The sequence below is a fragment of the Phytohabitans maris genome (genome assembly GCF_031085175.1).
Taxonomy (GTDB): Bacteria; Actinomycetota; Actinomycetes; order Mycobacteriales; family Micromonosporaceae; genus Phytohabitans; species Phytohabitans maris.
In genome coordinates this window covers 18,206-34,048 of record NZ_JAVHUY010000063.1, presented here as the reverse complement: position 1 = coordinate 34,048, position 15,843 = coordinate 18,206, and the positions used below count along the sequence as shown (strand labels likewise).

14 protein-coding genes are annotated in these 15,843 nt (G+C 70.2%); 10 read left to right on the top strand and 4 right to left on the bottom strand.

Going from position 1 to position 15,843, the window contains the following annotated elements; translation table 11 throughout:
* The first annotated feature begins 73 nt into the window (after positions 1-73).
* From RB614_RS40705 to RB614_RS40670, 8 genes are read left to right on the top strand one after another with little or no spacing between them, the layout of a single operon-like run.
* On the top strand, positions 74-943 hold the full coding sequence (locus tag RB614_RS40705; RefSeq protein WP_308718075.1) for a branched-chain amino acid ABC transporter permease: 870 nt from the start codon (positions 74-76) through the stop codon (positions 941-943).
* Complete coding sequence (locus tag RB614_RS40700) at positions 940-1,989, top strand: branched-chain amino acid ABC transporter permease (protein ID WP_308718074.1); 1,050 nt, start codon at positions 940-942, stop codon at positions 1,987-1,989. Before RB614_RS40705 ends, RB614_RS40700 begins: the two co-directional genes overlap by 4 nt.
* Positions 1,989-2,777 carry an ABC transporter ATP-binding protein gene (locus RB614_RS40695; RefSeq protein ID WP_308718073.1) on the top strand — a complete coding sequence of 263 codons (789 nt, stop codon included), beginning with the start codon at positions 1,989-1,991 and terminating at the stop codon, positions 2,775-2,777. The genes RB614_RS40700 and RB614_RS40695 overlap by 1 nt, the downstream gene beginning before the upstream one ends.
* Positions 2,777-3,625: an ABC transporter ATP-binding protein gene (locus tag RB614_RS40690; RefSeq protein WP_308718072.1), complete on the top strand. Its 849-nt coding sequence runs from the start codon at positions 2,777-2,779 to the stop codon at positions 3,623-3,625. Before RB614_RS40695 ends, RB614_RS40690 begins: the two co-directional genes overlap by 1 nt.
* The gene (locus tag RB614_RS40685; RefSeq protein ID WP_308718071.1) at positions 3,618-4,382 is read left to right on the top strand and encodes an SDR family NAD(P)-dependent oxidoreductase; all 765 of its coding nucleotides are present in this window, start codon (positions 3,618-3,620) and stop codon (positions 4,380-4,382) included. The genes RB614_RS40690 and RB614_RS40685 overlap by 8 nt, the downstream gene beginning before the upstream one ends.
* 55 nt (positions 4,383-4,437) lie before the next feature.
* Positions 4,438-5,424, top strand: coding sequence for an aldo/keto reductase (locus tag RB614_RS40680; RefSeq protein ID WP_308718070.1), 987 nt, complete (start codon positions 4,438-4,440; stop codon positions 5,422-5,424).
* Positions 5,421-7,046: an AMP-binding protein gene (locus RB614_RS40675; RefSeq protein ID WP_308718069.1), complete on the top strand. Its 1,626-nt coding sequence runs from the start codon at positions 5,421-5,423 to the stop codon at positions 7,044-7,046. The genes RB614_RS40680 and RB614_RS40675 overlap by 4 nt, the downstream gene beginning before the upstream one ends.
* Positions 7,047-7,085: 39 nt before the next feature.
* On the top strand, positions 7,086-8,195 hold the full coding sequence (locus tag RB614_RS40670; RefSeq protein ID WP_308718068.1) for an alcohol dehydrogenase catalytic domain-containing protein: 1,110 nt from the start codon (positions 7,086-7,088) through the stop codon (positions 8,193-8,195).
* A 16-nt stretch (positions 8,196-8,211) separates the two neighbouring features.
* On the opposite strand, the gene RB614_RS40665 is transcribed toward RB614_RS40670, so the two are convergent.
* From RB614_RS40665 to icmF, 3 genes are read right to left on the bottom strand one after another with little or no spacing between them, the layout of a single operon-like run.
* On the bottom strand, positions 8,212-9,396 hold the full coding sequence (locus tag RB614_RS40665) for a thiolase family protein (RefSeq protein ID WP_308718067.1): 1,185 nt from the start codon (positions 9,394-9,396) through the stop codon (positions 8,212-8,214).
* A 57-nt stretch (positions 9,397-9,453) separates the two neighbouring features.
* The gene (locus tag RB614_RS40660) at positions 9,454-10,653 is read right to left on the bottom strand and encodes an acyl-CoA dehydrogenase family protein (RefSeq protein WP_308718066.1); all 1,200 of its coding nucleotides are present in this window, start codon (positions 10,651-10,653) and stop codon (positions 9,454-9,456) included.
* Entirely contained in the window at positions 10,646-13,858 is a 3,213-nt protein-coding gene (gene icmF / locus RB614_RS40655; protein ID WP_308718065.1) for a fused isobutyryl-CoA mutase/GTPase IcmF, read from the bottom strand. Before icmF ends, RB614_RS40660 begins: the two co-directional genes overlap by 8 nt.
* 83 nt (positions 13,859-13,941) lie before the next feature.
* Between icmF and RB614_RS40650 the strand changes: the two genes are divergently transcribed.
* Positions 13,942-14,439 carry a MarR family winged helix-turn-helix transcriptional regulator gene (locus RB614_RS40650; protein WP_308718064.1) on the top strand — a complete coding sequence of 166 codons (498 nt, stop codon included), beginning with the start codon at positions 13,942-13,944 and terminating at the stop codon, positions 14,437-14,439.
* A gap of 40 nt (positions 14,440-14,479) precedes the next feature.
* Here the strand turns inward: RB614_RS40650 and RB614_RS40645 are convergent, their stop codons facing one another.
* Positions 14,480-15,076 carry a DUF4386 domain-containing protein gene (locus RB614_RS40645; RefSeq protein WP_308718063.1) on the bottom strand — a complete coding sequence of 199 codons (597 nt, stop codon included), beginning with the start codon at positions 15,074-15,076 and terminating at the stop codon, positions 14,480-14,482.
* 100 nt (positions 15,077-15,176) lie between these two features.
* On the opposite strand from RB614_RS40645, the gene RB614_RS40640 reads away from it, so the two are divergent.
* Positions 15,177-15,839, top strand: a complete 663-nt coding sequence (locus tag RB614_RS40640) for a TetR/AcrR family transcriptional regulator (RefSeq protein ID WP_308718062.1) — start codon at positions 15,177-15,179, stop codon at positions 15,837-15,839.
* The last annotated feature ends 4 nt before the right edge of the window (positions 15,840-15,843 follow it).

Here is a 15,843-nt window from a genome sequence, read left to right as displayed (position 1 = left end):
CCACGGCGACGTTCGTGGCACCGGCGCATCGACGAAGGACAGCTCATGCCAGACATAGCGGCAGGTGCGCACGGTGGCTAGCTTCATCCAGGACATCGTGAGTGGCATCGCCACCGGCAGTATCTACGGGCTTGTCGCCATCGGGCTGGTGCTCGTCTACAAGTCCACAGGTGTGTTCAACTTCGCGCACGGCGAGTTCGTGGCACTCAGCGCCTTTCTCCTGACGTCGTTGACCGCGGCCCTCGGCGCGGGCTGGCTCGCGATCGTGGCGGTCCTGGTCATCGTCCCGATCCTGGGCGTGCTCGTGCACTACCTGATCATCCGGCCGATGATGGGCAAGCCGCTGCTCGCCACGGTCATGACCACCATCGGGCTCGGCCTGGCGCTGCGCGCGCTGATACTGATCCTCTACGGTCCCGACCCCCGGCAGTTCGACGGCCCGATCCCGAGCAACGCGGTCGACATCGGCTCGGTCCGGATCGCCGTGTCGGACCTGCTGACGATCGGCATCGCGGTCGTCTGCCTGCTGCTGTTCGGCCTGTTCTTCACCCGGTCGTCGCTCGGGCTGCAGATGCGGGCGGTGGCCAACCAGATGGAGGCGTCCATCCTGTCCGGCGTCAACGCCAGCCGGATCTACGCCGTCGCGTTCGGCGTGGGCGCCCTGCTGGCGGCCGTCGCCGGCGTCCTGCTGGCCAGCACCTCGGTGGTGTCGGTGCAGCTGTCCAACCTGGCCCTGATCGCGTTCCCCGCCGTCATCATCGGCGGTATCAGCAGCGTGCAGGGGGCGATCGTGGGTGGCATCCTGGTCGGCGTCCTGGAGAAGTTGGCCGAGGCGTACGCCAGCCAGCAGGCCGCGATCGCCGTCGTGTACGCGGTGCTCCTGGCCGTCCTGCTGCTTCGCCCGCAGGGCATCCTCGGAACGAGAGAGGCGATGCGGGCATGACCGCGTCCCGCTGGGTGGCGAGGGTGCGCGCGCCGGCCGCGAAGGTGGCCGCCGGTGTGGTGCTGCCGCTGCTCGCCGCCGGTGGCGTCTGGGGCATCCAGGGCGGCTGGTTTCTCCACATCTCCCTGCTCGACGTCAACTTCGCGCTCATCACCCTGCTGGCCGCGCTCGCGCTGCACCTGCTGACCGGGCGGGCCGGGCTCATCTCCATCGGATCGGCCGGGTTCTACGCTCTCGGCGCGGCGTTGGGCGGCCTGTTCGGCACCAGGCTGGAACTGCCCTTCCTGGCCGTCCTCGCCCTGGGCCTGGCCGTCGGCGCGCTCGTCGGCGCGGTGGTCGGGCTGCCGTCGCTGTCGCTGAAGGGCCTCTACGCCCTGCTGGCCACGCTCGCCTTCCACTTCATCGCGGTCTTCGCGTACCTGGAGTACTCCGACACCTTCGGGTACGCCGGGATCGGCTACCCGCCGGTGAGCGTCTTCGGGTACCCGATAGACACCGACATCGCGTGGTACGGCCTGCTGATGGCCATCACGATCCTGGTCGTCTACGCGGTCGGCAGTCTCTCACGAGGCCGGCAGGGCCGGGTCCTGGTGGCCATACGGGACCAGGAGTTCGCCGCCGCGGCAGCGGGGATCAACGTCGGCGTCACCAAGGTCAAGGTGTACGCGCTGAGCTCCGCGCTGACCACCCTCGCCGGCATCCTCTACGCGTACTACCTGACCACGACGACGGTCGACCTGTTCACCCTGGACCTCGCCATCCAGCTCATCGCGATCATCGTGATCGGCGGCTCCTCGACGGTGGCGGGATCCGTGGTCGGCGTGGCCATCTGGACGGCGTTGCCCAAGCTCATCGAGACGCTGTCGAACCAGGCCGGGTCAGGCTGGTTCTACGACAACAAGGACGGCTTCAACAATGTCGTGTTCGGCCTCGCCATCATCCTCATCATCGTGCTGCGACCGGGGGGTCTCGCGGAAATGTCCATGATCGCGGCCCGGGCGGCGTTGGTGATACCGCGGCGCGCACCCGCCGGGCGGGACGCGTGATGGCCGGGCGGAGCACGGACGACGACGGCCTCACGGTGACCGACCTGGTGGTCGAGTATTCCGGCGCGCGTGCCCTGGACGGCATCTCGCTGCGGGTGGCGCCGGGTCAGCGGGTCGCGCTCATGGGCCCGAACGGCGCGGGGAAGAGCACGACGATCCGCGCGCTCTCGCGGGTGCTCGACCTCTACCGGGGGCGCGCGGTCTCGGGCACCATCCGGTTCGACGGCCGGAACGTCGGCGCGATGAGCCCCCAGGAGGTGGTGCGTGCCGGCATCGCCCACGTCCCGGAGGGCCGCAAGATCTTCTCGGAGCTGACCGTCCGGGAAAACCTCAAGGTGGCCGTGCCGCGTGCCGCGCGGGGGAGCGCCGGCGACCGGATCGAACAGGCGCTGAGCCTGTTTCCGGCGCTGCGCGGGCGGCTGGACATGCAGGGTGGCTGGCTGTCCGGCGGTGAGCAGCAGATGCTGGCGATCTGCCGGGCGCTGATGACCGGGCCGCGGGTACTGATGATCGACGAACTGTCCCTGGGACTGGCGCCGAAGGTGGTCTACTGGATCGTGGAGCAGTTGGAGGTGCTGCGCCGCGACACCCACGTCGGTGTCCTGCTGGTGGAGCAGAATGCCCGGCTCGCGCTCAAGTTCTCCGACTACGCCTACGTGCTCGAGAACGGCCGCATCGCGTACTCCGGCGACAGCGACGCGCTGCTGCACGATCCCGAGGTCGAGAGCCGGTACCTCGGCGGCGGCCAGGCTGTCCCGGCCGATGCCCGCCGGACGGAGGTCGGCTGATGGCCGCCGACAGCCGGATCCTCGCCGTGGAGAACCTGACCGTGACGTTCGGCGGCGTCCACGCCCTCAACGATGTCTCCTTCACGCTGTCGGCCCGGCGGATAGCGGCGGTCATCGGTCCCAACGGCGCGGGCAAGTCGACGCTGTTCAACTGCATCACGGGGGTGCAGCGACCGACCCGGGGCACCGTCACGTGCGGCGGCCGCAGCCTGCTCGGCCAGCGACCGCACCAGATCGCCCGGCAGGGGATCGCCCGCACCTTCCAGAACCTCGCGCTGCTGCCCGAGTCCACAGTGGAGGAGAATGTGCTCCTCGGGCGGTACCAGCACACCCGGACCGGGATGCTCGCGGGGATGCTGCGCGGACCCCGGGCCCGCCGGGAGGAGCGGGAGCAGCGCGAGTACGTCGGCGGGATCCTGGAGGACTGCGGGCTCGCCCCGCTGCGGTACGAGGAGGTGCGCTCGCTGCCGTACGGCGTCCGCAAGAAGGTCGAGCTCGCCCGCGCTCTGGTGCAGGACCCCAAGCTGTTGCTGCTGGACGAGCCGATGGCCGGCATGGACAGCCGGGAGAAGGCCGAGCTGTCCGACCTGGTGCTGCGCTACGTCGACGACCACGACGTGAACGTGCTGATGGTCGAGCACGACATGAACGTCATCATGGGCCTTGCCGAGGAGATCGTCGTACTGGACTTCGGCCGCAAGATAGCCCACGGCACGCCGGGCGAGGTGCGCAACGACCCCTTGGTCATCGAGGCGTACCTGGGCGCTGAGTTCCAGTCCACCGAGGAGGACGCACCCGAGCATGAGCTTGCCCAATCCACCCAGCAGACCCGCCAAGCCGGTGAGTGACGCCTGCGTCGTGCTCGGCGGCGGAACGTCCGAGGTCGCCATCCGCGCCGCGCTGCGGTTCGCGGCCGCCGGTACGCGGCGGTTCGTGCTCGCCGGCCGTGACGAGCAGAGAGGACGGCGGGCCGTGGACCGCATCGCCGCGGCCTACCCCGACGCGCGGCCCCGCTTCGTCCGCGCCGACCTCAACGAGCCCGCCGGGGCGCTGGCCGTGGCCCGCCGGGCGGTCGAGGAGTTCGGTACGGTCGACGTGCTCGTCAACACGATCAGTGGACCGTCGGTGCCGGCGCTTTTTCACGAGTACCCGATCGAAAACCTCCGCGACGGGGTCAGCGCGCAACTTGTCGGGGTGCTGCATCTGTGCCGCGCGGTCCTGCCGTCGATGCGGAGCGGCGGTGGCGGGGTGATCATCAATGTCGCTTCGGACGCCGCCAAGGTCCCGACACCCGGCGAAGCCGTCATCGGCGCTGCCATGGCCGCCATCACCATGTTCTCCCGGACTCTGGCCATGGAGGCGAAGCGGGACAACATCCGGGTCAACGCCGTCACGCCGTCGCTCATCCGCGATACCGGCGGCTACGACCGCACGATGGCGCAGCCGTTCAGCGCCAAGCTCTTCCAGAAGGCGATGGCCGCCGCCCACCTGGGCGTCGCGGAGCCCGATGACCTGGCCGGCCTGATCGTGTTTCTGGCCAGTGCTGACGCCGCCCGGATCACCGGGCAGTCGATCAGCGTCAACGGCGGAATCTCGGCGTTCTGACATGGCGCGGGAGTATGTGTCGCAGAGGGTCCCGCTCGGCGAATCCGGTCTCAGCGTGTCTGCGCTGTGCGTGGGAACGCACCAGTTGGGGGGCGACTGGGGTCCGGACACGGACGCGGCGAAGGACGCTGTCCGTGCGGCGTTCGACCGGGGGATAACCTTTTTCGACGGTGCCGCGTCGTACGGCAACGGCCGGGCGGATGCCGCCTTCGCCGAGGCCATGCGGGACATCCTGCGGGGGCGGCGGGACGAGATCGTCCTCTGTGCGAAGGTCGGCCTCCGCCACGACGACTCCGCCGCCAGCCGTCGGGTCCGCGATGCCAGTGCGGGCTTCCTCCGGGAGAGCCTGGACGGGACCCTGCGTACGCTCGGCACGGACCACGTCGACGTGGTGATGCTGCACTTTCCCGATCCGTCGACCGGATTGGACGAGACGGCGGCCGCGCTCACCGGGCTGGTCGACAGTGGACGAGCGCGGGCCATCGGCGTCTCCAACGTCACGCCGGCCGAGCTCACCGCGTTCGCCGGCCGGGCCAAGCTGAGCGTGGCTCAGTTCCCGTTCAGCGTCCTGGCCCGGGAACCCGGCGGATCCATCGCGGCCACCTGCGACCGGCTCGGGATCGCCGGCATGGCGTGGGCGCCGCTCGCCCAGGGCTTCCTCACCGACCATCCGCCGGCGCCGGCCGACCTTCCCGAGGGTGACTACCGGCGGTACACGCCCTGGTTCAACGATGGGCACTGGGGCGCGCGGTTCGCTTTCGCCGGCCGATTCCGGGATCTCGCGTCCGGGTACGGTCTCCGCGCCAGCCAGGTGGCGCTTGCCTGGATCCGGCAGGTGGCGCCGTGTGTCGTTCCGGTGTTCGGGGTCCAGAGCCAGAAACAGCTCCTGGAGAACCTGGGCTGCTTGGACGTCGTGCTGGACGATGCCGGCCTGGCCGCGATCGGAGCGCTGGCCGACGACGTGCCGCCGATGGACCTGCTGGACGCCATTCCCCGGCCGGATCGGACTTCCCGGTGGCGGCGGGACGAGGAGGAAACGTGAACCACCAGGGACCGGCAGCGCTCCTCCCGCAGGTCGTCGCGGGCCACGCAGGCGAGCACGGCGAGCGCGTCTTCGTCCAGGAGGTCGGCGGCGGGGCACAGACCTACGCGGAAACCCACGACCGCGCGACGCGGTGGGCGATGGCGTTCCGCTCGCTCGGGGTGAAGGCGGGCGACCGGGTGTCACGGTTTACGCCCACCTGCGTGGAAAGCGTCAACATCTGGATCGGCCTCGGCTGGCTGAGAGCGACCGATGTCCCGGTGAACACCGAGTTCCGCGGCTCGATCCTGGCGGCGACCCTGGAGAACGCTCAGGCGGAGCTGCTGGTCTGTCACGTCCGTTGGATCCCGGCCGTGCTCGACGTCGCCGACCGGCTCAGCCGGCTGAAGACGATCATCACGGTCGGCGGTCCGTTCGAACCCCCGCCAGCGGCCACACTGACCTTTGTGGACGGTCAGGCGCTGGTCGACGGCGTCGACGAGATCGAGCCGCTGGACGGCCCGCGGCCGCACGACCTCGCCATGGTGGTCTACACGTCGGGTACCGTCGGTGTGGCCAAGGCCGCGATGCTCACCTGGCAGATGTACGCGAACGGCGCGGACCACGTCTCGCCGCCGGACGATCTGCTGACGAAGGACGACGCGCTCTACCTGCCGTACCCGCTGTTTCACATCGCGGGGACGTTCTGGACGCACGGCATAGCCCGCGCCGGGGCCCGGGTGGTGCTGCGGGAGACGTTCTCGACCAGCTCGTTCTGGCGCGAGATCCGCGAGTACGGCTGCACGGTGACGCATTTCCTCGGGGCGACGGCCAACTTCGTCTACCGCCAGGAGCCGGCGCCGGACGACGCGGACAACCCGTTGCGGATAGCGTCGATGGTGCCTTTGCTCAAGAATCTCGAGGACTTCGAGCGGCGCTTCGGCCTTCGGGCCTACAGCGTCTACGGCATGACCGAGCTCGGCGTGGTGAGCCGCACCGAGCTGTCGCCGCGGGATCCGGCGGCGTGCGGCAGGCCGTTCCCCGAGTTCGAGCTGCGCATCGTCGACGCGCTGGACCGAGAGGTGCCGGTCGGCCAGGTGGGGGAGCTCGTGGTCCGGCCCACCGTGCCGTGGACCACGTTCACCGGGTACTTCGGCGCCCCGGAAGCCACCGTGCGGGCATGGCGCAACCTGTGGTTCCACACCGGCGACGGGTTCCGGCGGGACGCGGACGGCGAGTACTACTTCGTCGACCGGGTGCGCGACAGCATCCGCCGCCGTGGCGAAAACATCTCCTCCACGGAGGTGGAGGCGTACGTGCTGCGGTACGAACCCGTCCTGGAGTGCGCCGCCATCCCGGCCCCCTCGGAGTGGAGCGAGGACGAGGTGAAGGTGTGCGTGGTGGCCAAGCCCGGGCAGGCGGTCGACCCGCGGGGCCTGTTGGACTTCCTGGTCGGCGAGCAGATGCCGCGGTTCATGCTGCCGCGGTTCGTGGAGGTTCTCGCGGAGATGCCGAAGACGCCGACCGGCAAGATCCAGAAACACACGCTGCGCGCCAATACGGATACCCGGCGGGACTGGGACCGTGACGTGGAGATGCCGACGCTCAGCCGGCCAGGTGCTCGAAGGCCGCCTTCGCGGTGAGCCACAGTCTCATGTAGATCCTGGCGATGGGAGGCGTAGGTGGAGATCCAGGCCGCGGTGCTGTACGCCCCGCCCGGTCCGCTGGAGCTGGTGACGGTCTCACTCGACGCACCCCGGGCGGACGAGGTGGTGGTGCGGGTCGCGGCGAGCGGACTGTGCGGGTCCGACCTGCACCTGGTCGACGGAAGCCTGGAGATTCCCGGCCCGCACGGCGCGCGGCGGCCGCCGTTGCCGATCATCCCGGGCCACGAGGCCGCGGGCGTCGTCGAGCGGGTCGGCTCCGACGTCCGGGCGGTGGCCCCCGGCGACCACGTGATCATCAACATCTACCCGGGCTGTGGCCGCTGCCCGACCTGCCGCTCCGGCCGGCCGGCGCGCTGTGCCGAGCTGCACCAGGGCTACCTGGCCGACGGCACCACCAGGTTCTCCGTGGACGGGCGGGCGGTCCACCACATGGCGTACTGCTCGTCGTTCGCCGACGCCATCGTGGTACCGGAGAGCGGCTGCGTGAAGGTCCGTGCGGACATGCCGCTCGACCGGGCCTGCCTGATCGGCTGCGGCGTCACCACCGGCTACAGCGCCGTCTTCAACGTGGCGAAGGTGCATCCGGGTGCCTCCGTCCTCGTCGTCGGCGCGGGCGGCGTGGGTCTGAACGTCATCCAGTCGGCGTTTCTGGCCGCCGCGACGACGATCATCGCGGTCGACATCGGGGCGGCGAAGCTGGCCACGGCGGAGCTGTTCGGCGCGACGCACACCGTCGACGCCTCGGCGCCGGACTGGGTGGCGCAGGTGCTGTCGCTGACCGGTGGCCGGGGCGTCGACTTCGGGTTCGAGGCGGTCTCCACGCCCGTGACGATCCGGCAAGCCTTCGACGCGACGGCGAACGGCGGCCAGCTGACCATCGTCGGCCTCGCCCCGCCCGGCAGTGAGGTCAGCTACCCCGCGTCCATCACCAAGTCCGTCACCCGCGGGGGGATGGCCTGGGCCCGGCCCTGGCAGGACTTCCCGCGCATCGTGGAGCTGTACCTGGCCGGACGGTTCAAGCTCGACGAGCTGGTCACCCGGACCCGCCCGATGAGCGAGGTGAACCTCGCGCTGCGGGACCTACGGGACGGGGTGCCCGGCCGTACGGTGCTCGTCCCGGCGTAGGGAGCCGGCGGAGCCGTCAGGAGGCTCGGCGGAACAACGCGGCCAGGGCCTGCCCGCCGCCGATGCACATGGTGACGATGCCGAGCTCGCCGTCCGTGCGCTGGAGGTGTTTGGCGACGCGGATGGTGAGGATGGCGCCGGTGGCGCCGACCGGGTGGCCCAGCGCGATGGCGCCGCCGTACGGGTTGGTCCGTTCCGGGTCGAGCTTGGCGTCGCGGATGACGGCGACGGCCTGGGCGGCGAAGGCCTCGTTGAGCTCGACGATGTCGATGTCGCCGGGTTGGGTGCCGGTCTGTTTGAAGAGCTTCTGGAGGGCGGGTGTGGGCGCGTAGCCCATCAGCTCGGGCTCCAGCGCCGCGGTGGTGACGGCTTCGAGCGTGACGAGGCCGGGCAGACCGCGTTCGGCCGCTACCGACTCCCGGGCGAGGACGACGGCCGCGGCCCCGTCGTTGATGCCGGAGGCGTTGCCGGCGGTGACGGTACCGTCCTTTGTGAACGCCGGGCGTAGCGAGGCGAGTACCTCGATGGTGGTTTCCGGCTTGGGGTGCTCGTCGACCGATACGGTGTGCGGCTTCCGGCCACCGACCTCGACGGGCACGATCTCCTCGGCGAACGCGGCCTTGGCCGCGGGGGAGGCGGCGCGCTGTTGGGAGAGGCACGCGAAGTCGTCCTGAGCCTGCCGCGACACGTCGTATCTCTTGGCCACGTTCTCGGCGGTGACTCCCATGTGGATGTGGTGGAAGGGATCGGTGAGCATCATGACGGTGCCGTCGACGAGGGTGTGGTTGCCGAGCTTGTAGCCGGTGCGCGCGTCGAAGTCGTAGAACGGCATCCGCGTCATGGATTCGTCGCCGCCAGCCAGGGCGAGGTCGACGCCGCCCCAGCGCATCTGCATCGCGGCGGACCAGATCGCCTGCAGGCCGGATCCGCAGAGCCGGTTCACGGTGTACGCGGGTGTGCTCGTGGGGAGGCCGGCGGCCAGCGCGACGCGCCGCGCGTTGTACGCGTCGGGGCCGACCTGACCGATGCAGCCCATGACGACCTCGTCGATGTCGGCGGCGTCGACGGCGGATCGACGCAGCGCTTCCTTCGCGGCCACCGCGCCCAGCTCGTAGCCGGGCACGTCCTTGAACACCCCGCCGAAGCTTCCGATCGGCGTGCGGGCGCCATCCAGGATGAGGATCTTTTCGGCTGCGGTCATGGGGCGTCCTTCCGATGGGTAGGCAGAGCGATCGTCACACTGTGCGGCGAGCCGCGGTCACGTACGCAGGAGGTGGCGGGCCATGACGAGGCGTTGTATCTGGTTGGTGCCTTCATAGATCTGGGTGATTTTGGCGTCGCGCATCATGCGTTCCAGCGGGAAGTCCTTGACGTAGCCGGCGCCCCCGAGCAGCTGCACCGCGTCGACGGTGATCCGCATCGCAACGTCGGAGGCGTAGCACTTGGCGGCGGCGCCGAAGAACGACAGGTCGGCGTCCTCGCGTTCCGACTTGGCCGCGGCGGCGTATACCGTCTGGCGGGCCGCCTGCAACGTCATCGCCATGTCGGCGAGCATGAACTGTACGCCTTGGAACTCCGCGACCGCCTTGCCGAACTGGCGCCGCTGCTTGACGTACGCCACGGTGTGGTCGAGAGCGCCTTGAGCGATGCCGACGGCCTGCGCGCCGATCGTTATCCGGGTGTGGTCGAGGGTCCGGAGGGCGATCTTCAGGCCGTCGCCGACCTGGCCGATCCTGCGGTCGTCGCCGATGCGGACCTCGTCGAAGAACAGTTCCCGGGTGGGGGAGCCCTTGATGCCCAACTTGCGTTCCGGCTCGCCGACGGAGAAGCCGCGGTCGCCATCCTCCACCACGAACGCGGTGACGTTGCGGCCGCGCTGCCCGTCCGGGTCGGTGACCGCCAGCACGGTGTAGTAGTGGGAGACACCCGCGTTGGTGATCCAGGACTTCTGACCGCTCAGCACCCAGCCGTCGCCGTCGGCGACCGCGCGGGTGCGCATGCTCGCGGTGTCCGAGCCGGCCTCCCGTTCGGAGAGTCCGTACGAGAACATCGCCTCGCCCCGTGCCACGACCGGCAGGTAGCGACGCTTGATCTCGGCGGAGCCGGCCAGGATCAGGGGCAGGGTGCCCAGCTTGTTGACCGCGGGGATCAGTGCGGAGGAAGCGCACGCACGCGCGATCTCCTCGATCACGACGCAGGTCGCCAGCGCGTCGGCACCGGCTCCGTCGTACTCCTCCGCGATGTGTGGAGCGTGGAGGTCGGCGGCTCGCAACGCGTCGTACGCCTCGATCGGAAACCGGGACCGCTCGTCCACGTCGGCCGCGTGCGGGGCGATCTTGTTGTCGGCCAGCGTGCGGACCACGTCCCGCAACTCCTGGTACCTCTCCGGCAGCTGGTAGAGGTCGAATGTGGATCCACTCACGACCGCTTCTCCCTCATCTGGCCGGCCTTCAGACATTCCGCCGGTACTGGCCGCCGACCTCGAAGAACGCCTCGGTGATCTGGCCGAGCGTGCAGTGCCGGACGGCGTCCATCAGCGCTTCGAACGTGTTGCCGCCCGTGCTGGCTGCCGCCTTGAGCCGGTCGAGGGCGGCGGGAGCGTCGGCCGCGTGCCGTGCCTTGAAGTCGGCGAGGCGCTCGATCTGCGACCGTTTCTCCGCCTCGGTGGCCCGGGCCAGCTCCAGCGTCGTGGTGGCCGTCTCGCTCTCGGCCGTACCCAGGAAGGTGTTGACGCCGATGATGGGCAGCGAGCCGTCGTGCTTGCGCTGCTCGTAGAGCATCGACTCGTCCTGGATGCGGCCGCGCTGGTAGCCGGTCTCCATGGCGCCGAGGACGCCGCCGCGCTGTGACATCTGGTCGAACTCGGCGAGCACCGCCTCCTCGACGAGGTCGGTCAGGGTGTCCACGATGTACGAACCCTGGAGCGCGTTCTCGGTGGCGGCCAGCCCCCACTCGGCGTCGATGATCATCTGGATGGCGAGCGCGCGGCGTACCGACTGCGCGGTCGGCGTGGTCACCGCCTCGTCGTAGGCGTTGGTGTGCAAGCTGTTGGCATTGTCGTAGATCGCGCACAGCGCCTGCAGGGTGGTGCGGATGTCGTTGAAGTCCATCTCCTGCGCGTGCAGCGACCGGCCCGACGTCTGGATGTGGTATTTGAGCTTCTGCGACCGCTCGCCGGCCCCGTACAGCTCGCGCATCGCGATCGCCCATATCCGCCGCGCCACGCGGCCGATCACCGTGTACTCGGCGTCCATCCCGTTGGAGAAGAAGAACGACAGGTTGGGCGCGAAATCGTCGACGGCCATGCCGCGGGCGCGGTACGCCTCGACGTACGTGAACCCGTTCGCGAGCGTGAACGCGAGCTGGCTGATCGGGTTGGCCCCGGCCTCGGCGATGTGGTAGCCGCTGATGCTGATCGAGTAGAAGTTGCGCACCCGGTTCGCGATGAACCACTGCTGCACGTCGGCCATGCACCGCAGCGCGAACTCGGTGGAGAAGATGCAGGTGTTCTGCCCCTGGTCCTCCTTGAGGATGTCGGCCTGCACGGTGCCCCGCACGGTCGAGAGCGTGCGGGCGCGGATGGCGGCCAGCTCGTCCTCGTCCGGGTCGCGCCCGTGTGCGGCGGTGAACGCGGCCGTCTGCTGGTCGATCGCGGCGTTGAGGAACATCGCGAGGATCGTCGGCGCCGGCCCGTTGATCGTCATGGAGACCGAGGTCTTGGGGTCGCAGAGGTCGAAGCCCGCGTACAGCTCGCGCATGTCGTCGAGCGTCGCGATCGACACCCCGGACGTGCCGACCTTGCCGTAGACGTCGGGCCGGAGCTCGGGATCGCGGCCGTACAGCGTCACCGAGTCGAACGCGGTCGACAGGCGCGTGGCGGGCTGGTCGGCGCTGAGCAGGTGGAAGCGCCGGTTGGTGCGGAACGCGTCGCCTTCCCCCGCGAACATGCGGGCCGGCGCCTCGCCCGTCCGCTTGAGCGGGAACACCCCGGCGGTGAACGGGAAGGCACCGGGCAGGTTCTCCGCCCGCAGGAACCGCACCAGCTCGCCGTGGTCCTCCACCCGCGGCACCGCGACCCGCGGGATCCGGCTGCCGGACAGGGTCTGCCGGGTCAGCGGGGCCCGGATCTCGGCGTCCCGCACGCGGTAGACGAGCTCGTCCGCCTGGTACGCCGCGCGGGTCGCCGGCCATTGGTCGAGCAGCTCGCGTACGTCGCCGGCGAGCTCGCGTTCGGTGGCCTCCAGCAAGCCGGCGACCGCCCCGTCTTCCGGCAGCAGCTCGCGGGTCGTGGCGAGATGCTGCCGGCGCCGGGCCACGGCGGCCTGCGCCCCCGTCGTCGCGTGGTATCCGCGCACGGCCTCGGCCACCTCGCTCAGGTAACGCTCCCGCCCCGCCGGCAGGGCGGACGTGAGCCCGGTGGAGACCCGGCCCGCGACGGAGTCCAGCACACCGGGGAAAGCGGGCAGCCCGTGCGCCAACAGCAGGTCCTTGAGGTGGTGGTAGAGGGCGGTCACCCCGTCGTCGCCGTACCGCGCGGCGCTCGTCCCGAAGACCGGCATCTCCTGCCACGGGGTGCCGAAGCTCTCCCGGTTGCGCACCAGCTGCCGGGCCACGTCGCGGCGGGCGTCCTCGCCACCCCGGCGCTCGAACTTGTTGATGGCCACGACGTCGGCCAGGTCGAGCATGTCGATCTTTTCGAGCTGGCTGGCGGCGCCGAAGTCCGGCGTCATGACATACAGCGAGACGGTCGAGTACGAGGTGATGGCGGCGTCGCCCTGCCCGACGCCCGGCGTCTCCACGATGACGAGGTCGTTGCCGGCGGCCTTGCACGCCGCGATCACGTCGGCGAGGTGATCGGGCACCGTGCCGTCCTGGCGGCGGGTGGCCAGCGACCGGAAGTACACGACGCCGGGCGCGATGCTGTTCATCCGGATCCGGTCGCCGAGCAGCGCCCCGCGCCCGCGCCGGCGGGTCGGGTCGATCGCGATGACCGCCACCCGCAGCTTGTCTTCGGCGTCCCGGCGCAGCCGCCGCACCAGCTCGTCGGTCAGCGACGACTTGCCCGACCCGCCCGTGCCGGTGATGCCCAGCACCGGGACCGCGCGCTGGTCCGCCGCCTCGCCGACCGCCGCCGCCAGGGCCGGGTCGGCGCCGGCCTGCAGGACCGTGATCGCGCGGGCCAGCGCGGTCTCCTCACCGGCCAGCAGCGCGGCGAGGTCGACCCGCTGGCCGGACGTGTCCACGTCGCACTCGCGGATCAGTTCGTTGATCATGCCGGGCAGGCCCAGGCGCTGCCCGTCCTGCGGCGTGAAGATCCGCACGCCCCGCGCGGCGAGCCGGGCGACCTCCTCCGGCACGATCGTGCCGCCGCCACCGCCGTAGATCCGGACGTGGCCGGCGCCGCGCTCGGCGAGACGGTCCGCCAGGTACTCGAAGTACTCCACGTGACCGCCCTGGTACGACGAAACGGCGATGCCCTGGACGTCCTCCTGGAGCGCCGCGGTGACGACCTCCTCCACGCCGCGGTCGTGGCCCAGGTGTACGACCTCCGCGCCCTGGCCCTGCAGCAGCCGGCGCATCACGTTGATAGCGGCATCGTGCCCGTCGAAGAGGCTGGCCGCCGTCACGAACCGTACGGGGTGGGTCGGCGCGTGGAGACTCATGACCGAGATGCTAGGACGACCAACTATCTGACGTCCATATTTTGGACGCCCGCATATCTGTGTCGCCCGTTACGCTGACCTTCGTGCCCGGACTGCCACTCGACCCCATCGCGGAGGCCCGCCGTCTCTGGGCCGCCCACGGCTGGCGCGACGCCGCCGACGGCATGGCGGCCGTCACCTCGCTCATGCGAGCCCACCAGATCGTGCTCGCCAGGGTCGAAGCGGCGCTCAAACCCCACGGCGTCACATTCGCCCGCTACGAGGTGCTGATGCTCCTCTACTTCAGCCGCAAGGGCTCGCTACCCATGAGCATCATCGGCGAACGCCTCCAGGTCCACCCCACCAGCGTCACCAACGCCGTCGACCGGCTCGAAGCCGCCGGCCTGGTCCGCCGCGTGCCGCACCCGGACGACCGGCGCGCCACCGTCGTCGAACTGCTCGACCGCGGCCGGGAACTCGCCGACGCGGCGACTCACGACCTCAACGCCACCGTCTTCGCCGAACCGGGAATATCGCGGCGCGAGGCCGGCACCCTCATCGACGTACTCACCGAGATGCGCCGGGACGCGGGCGACTTCTGAGGTCACCCGGTGCCGCCCTGATCTACGACCGGACTCGGGCTCAGCTGCGAGTCGCTGTGCGGGCCGCCGCGGTGCTCGACGCTCCGGCGGGGGCGGTGCCGGGCTGGGTGGTGGACGGTGCGAAGCCTCGGCGGAGTAGCAGCAGGCCGAAGACGATCTCGAATAGGCCGCCGGGGATCGCCAGGACGAGGCCGATCGGGGCGCCCGTCAGCTCGGCGGCCGCGCCCGTCGCCAGCAGTGCGTATCCGGCGAATCCCCAGATCGCCAGCCAGGTCGGCAGCCATCGCCGCCGATCGAGGGCCAGGCAGAACGGCAGGCTGCCCAGCCCCAGCGACAGCATCGCCGCCTGGTAGGCGATGTCGGCGGCACCGGACCCTGCCGCGTCCAGCAGGACGATCCCGGCGGTGAGCAGGAACGCTTCCACGGTGCGCGCGACAAGGTATATCCGGGCGGTCCTCGGGTGTTGCCGGCCCAGAGCCCGGAAGACCAGGACGCCGATGGCCGCCACCATGACGGAGTTGAGCACCACGAGCGCCGTCCCGACGAACTGGCCGGCCAGAGCGCTGCCGATGCCGTACGAGACGAATGCCAACAAGAAGAACGCACCGGCGTATCTGCCGGCCGTGCGGACGGACATCTTCGCCTCTCAAGGTCTCGTACTAAGTAAGTGGTACTAAGTACGATACGTTTGGCGGCGAGGCCGGTCAACGGAATGTCGGGAAGACGGGAACCAACCTGTGGGCGAACAGGCACGGCAGCTAAGTCGCGAGCGGGTGCTGCGGGCCGCGGTCGAGATCGCCGATGGACGCGGTCTGGGGGCGTTGACCATGCGGTCGCTGGCCGCCGAGCTGAACGCCAAGGCGATGTCGCTGTACTACTACGTCCGCAACAAGGACGAGCTGCTCGACGCCCTCGTCGACCGGGTCTTCGCGGAGATCGAACTGCCCGAGGTGGGCGGCGACTGGCGTGCCGAGGTGCGCCGTCGTTCCCTCTCCGCCCGCGCGGTCCTCGCGCGGCACCCGTGGGCGCTGGCCCTGGTCGAAACCCGAACCAATCCCGGGCCGGCGACCCTGCGCCACAACGACGCCATGCTCGGCGTGCTGCGGGCCGGGGGATTCTCGCTGCGGATGACGGCCCACGCGTACGCGATCGTCGATGCGTACGTCTACGGCTTCGTGCTTCAGGAGGCGTCGCTGCCGTTCGACGGTGCGGACTCCGCCGACGCGGTCGCAGGCTCGATCATGGAAGGCTTCGTGCCGGGTGACTACCCGCATCTGGTCGAGTTCGCCACCCAACACGTCCAGCAGCCTGGATACCATTTCGGCGGCCAGTTCGAGTTCGGCCTCGATCTGATCCTCGACGCGCTGGCGGCGCACACCAGCGCCACGCGCCCACAGTGAGCGC

Bases quoted from the DNA above. Each gene is read 5' to 3' on its own strand.
- RB614_RS40700 (WP_308718074.1), top strand. From the start codon at position 940: ATGACCGCGTCCCGCTGGGTGGCGAGGGTGCGCGCGCCGGCCGCGAAG.
- RB614_RS40695 (WP_308718073.1), top strand. From the start codon at position 1,989: ATGGCCGGGCGGAGCACGGACGACGACGGCCTCACGGTGACCGACCTG.
- RB614_RS40690 (WP_308718072.1), top strand. From the start codon at position 2,777: ATGGCCGCCGACAGCCGGATCCTCGCCGTGGAGAACCTGACCGTGACG.
- RB614_RS40665 (WP_308718067.1), bottom strand. From the start codon at position 9,396: ATGACCGCAGCCGAAAAGATCCTCATCCTGGATGGCGCCCGCACGCCG.
- RB614_RS40660 (WP_308718066.1), bottom strand. From the start codon at position 10,653: ATGTCTGAAGGCCGGCCAGATGAGGGAGAAGCGGTCGTGAGTGGATCC.
- icmF (WP_308718065.1), bottom strand. From the start codon at position 13,858: ATGAGTCTCCACGCGCCGACCCACCCCGTACGGTTCGTGACGGCGGCC.
- RB614_RS40645 (WP_308718063.1), bottom strand. From the start codon at position 15,076: ATGTCCGTCCGCACGGCCGGCAGATACGCCGGTGCGTTCTTCTTGTTG.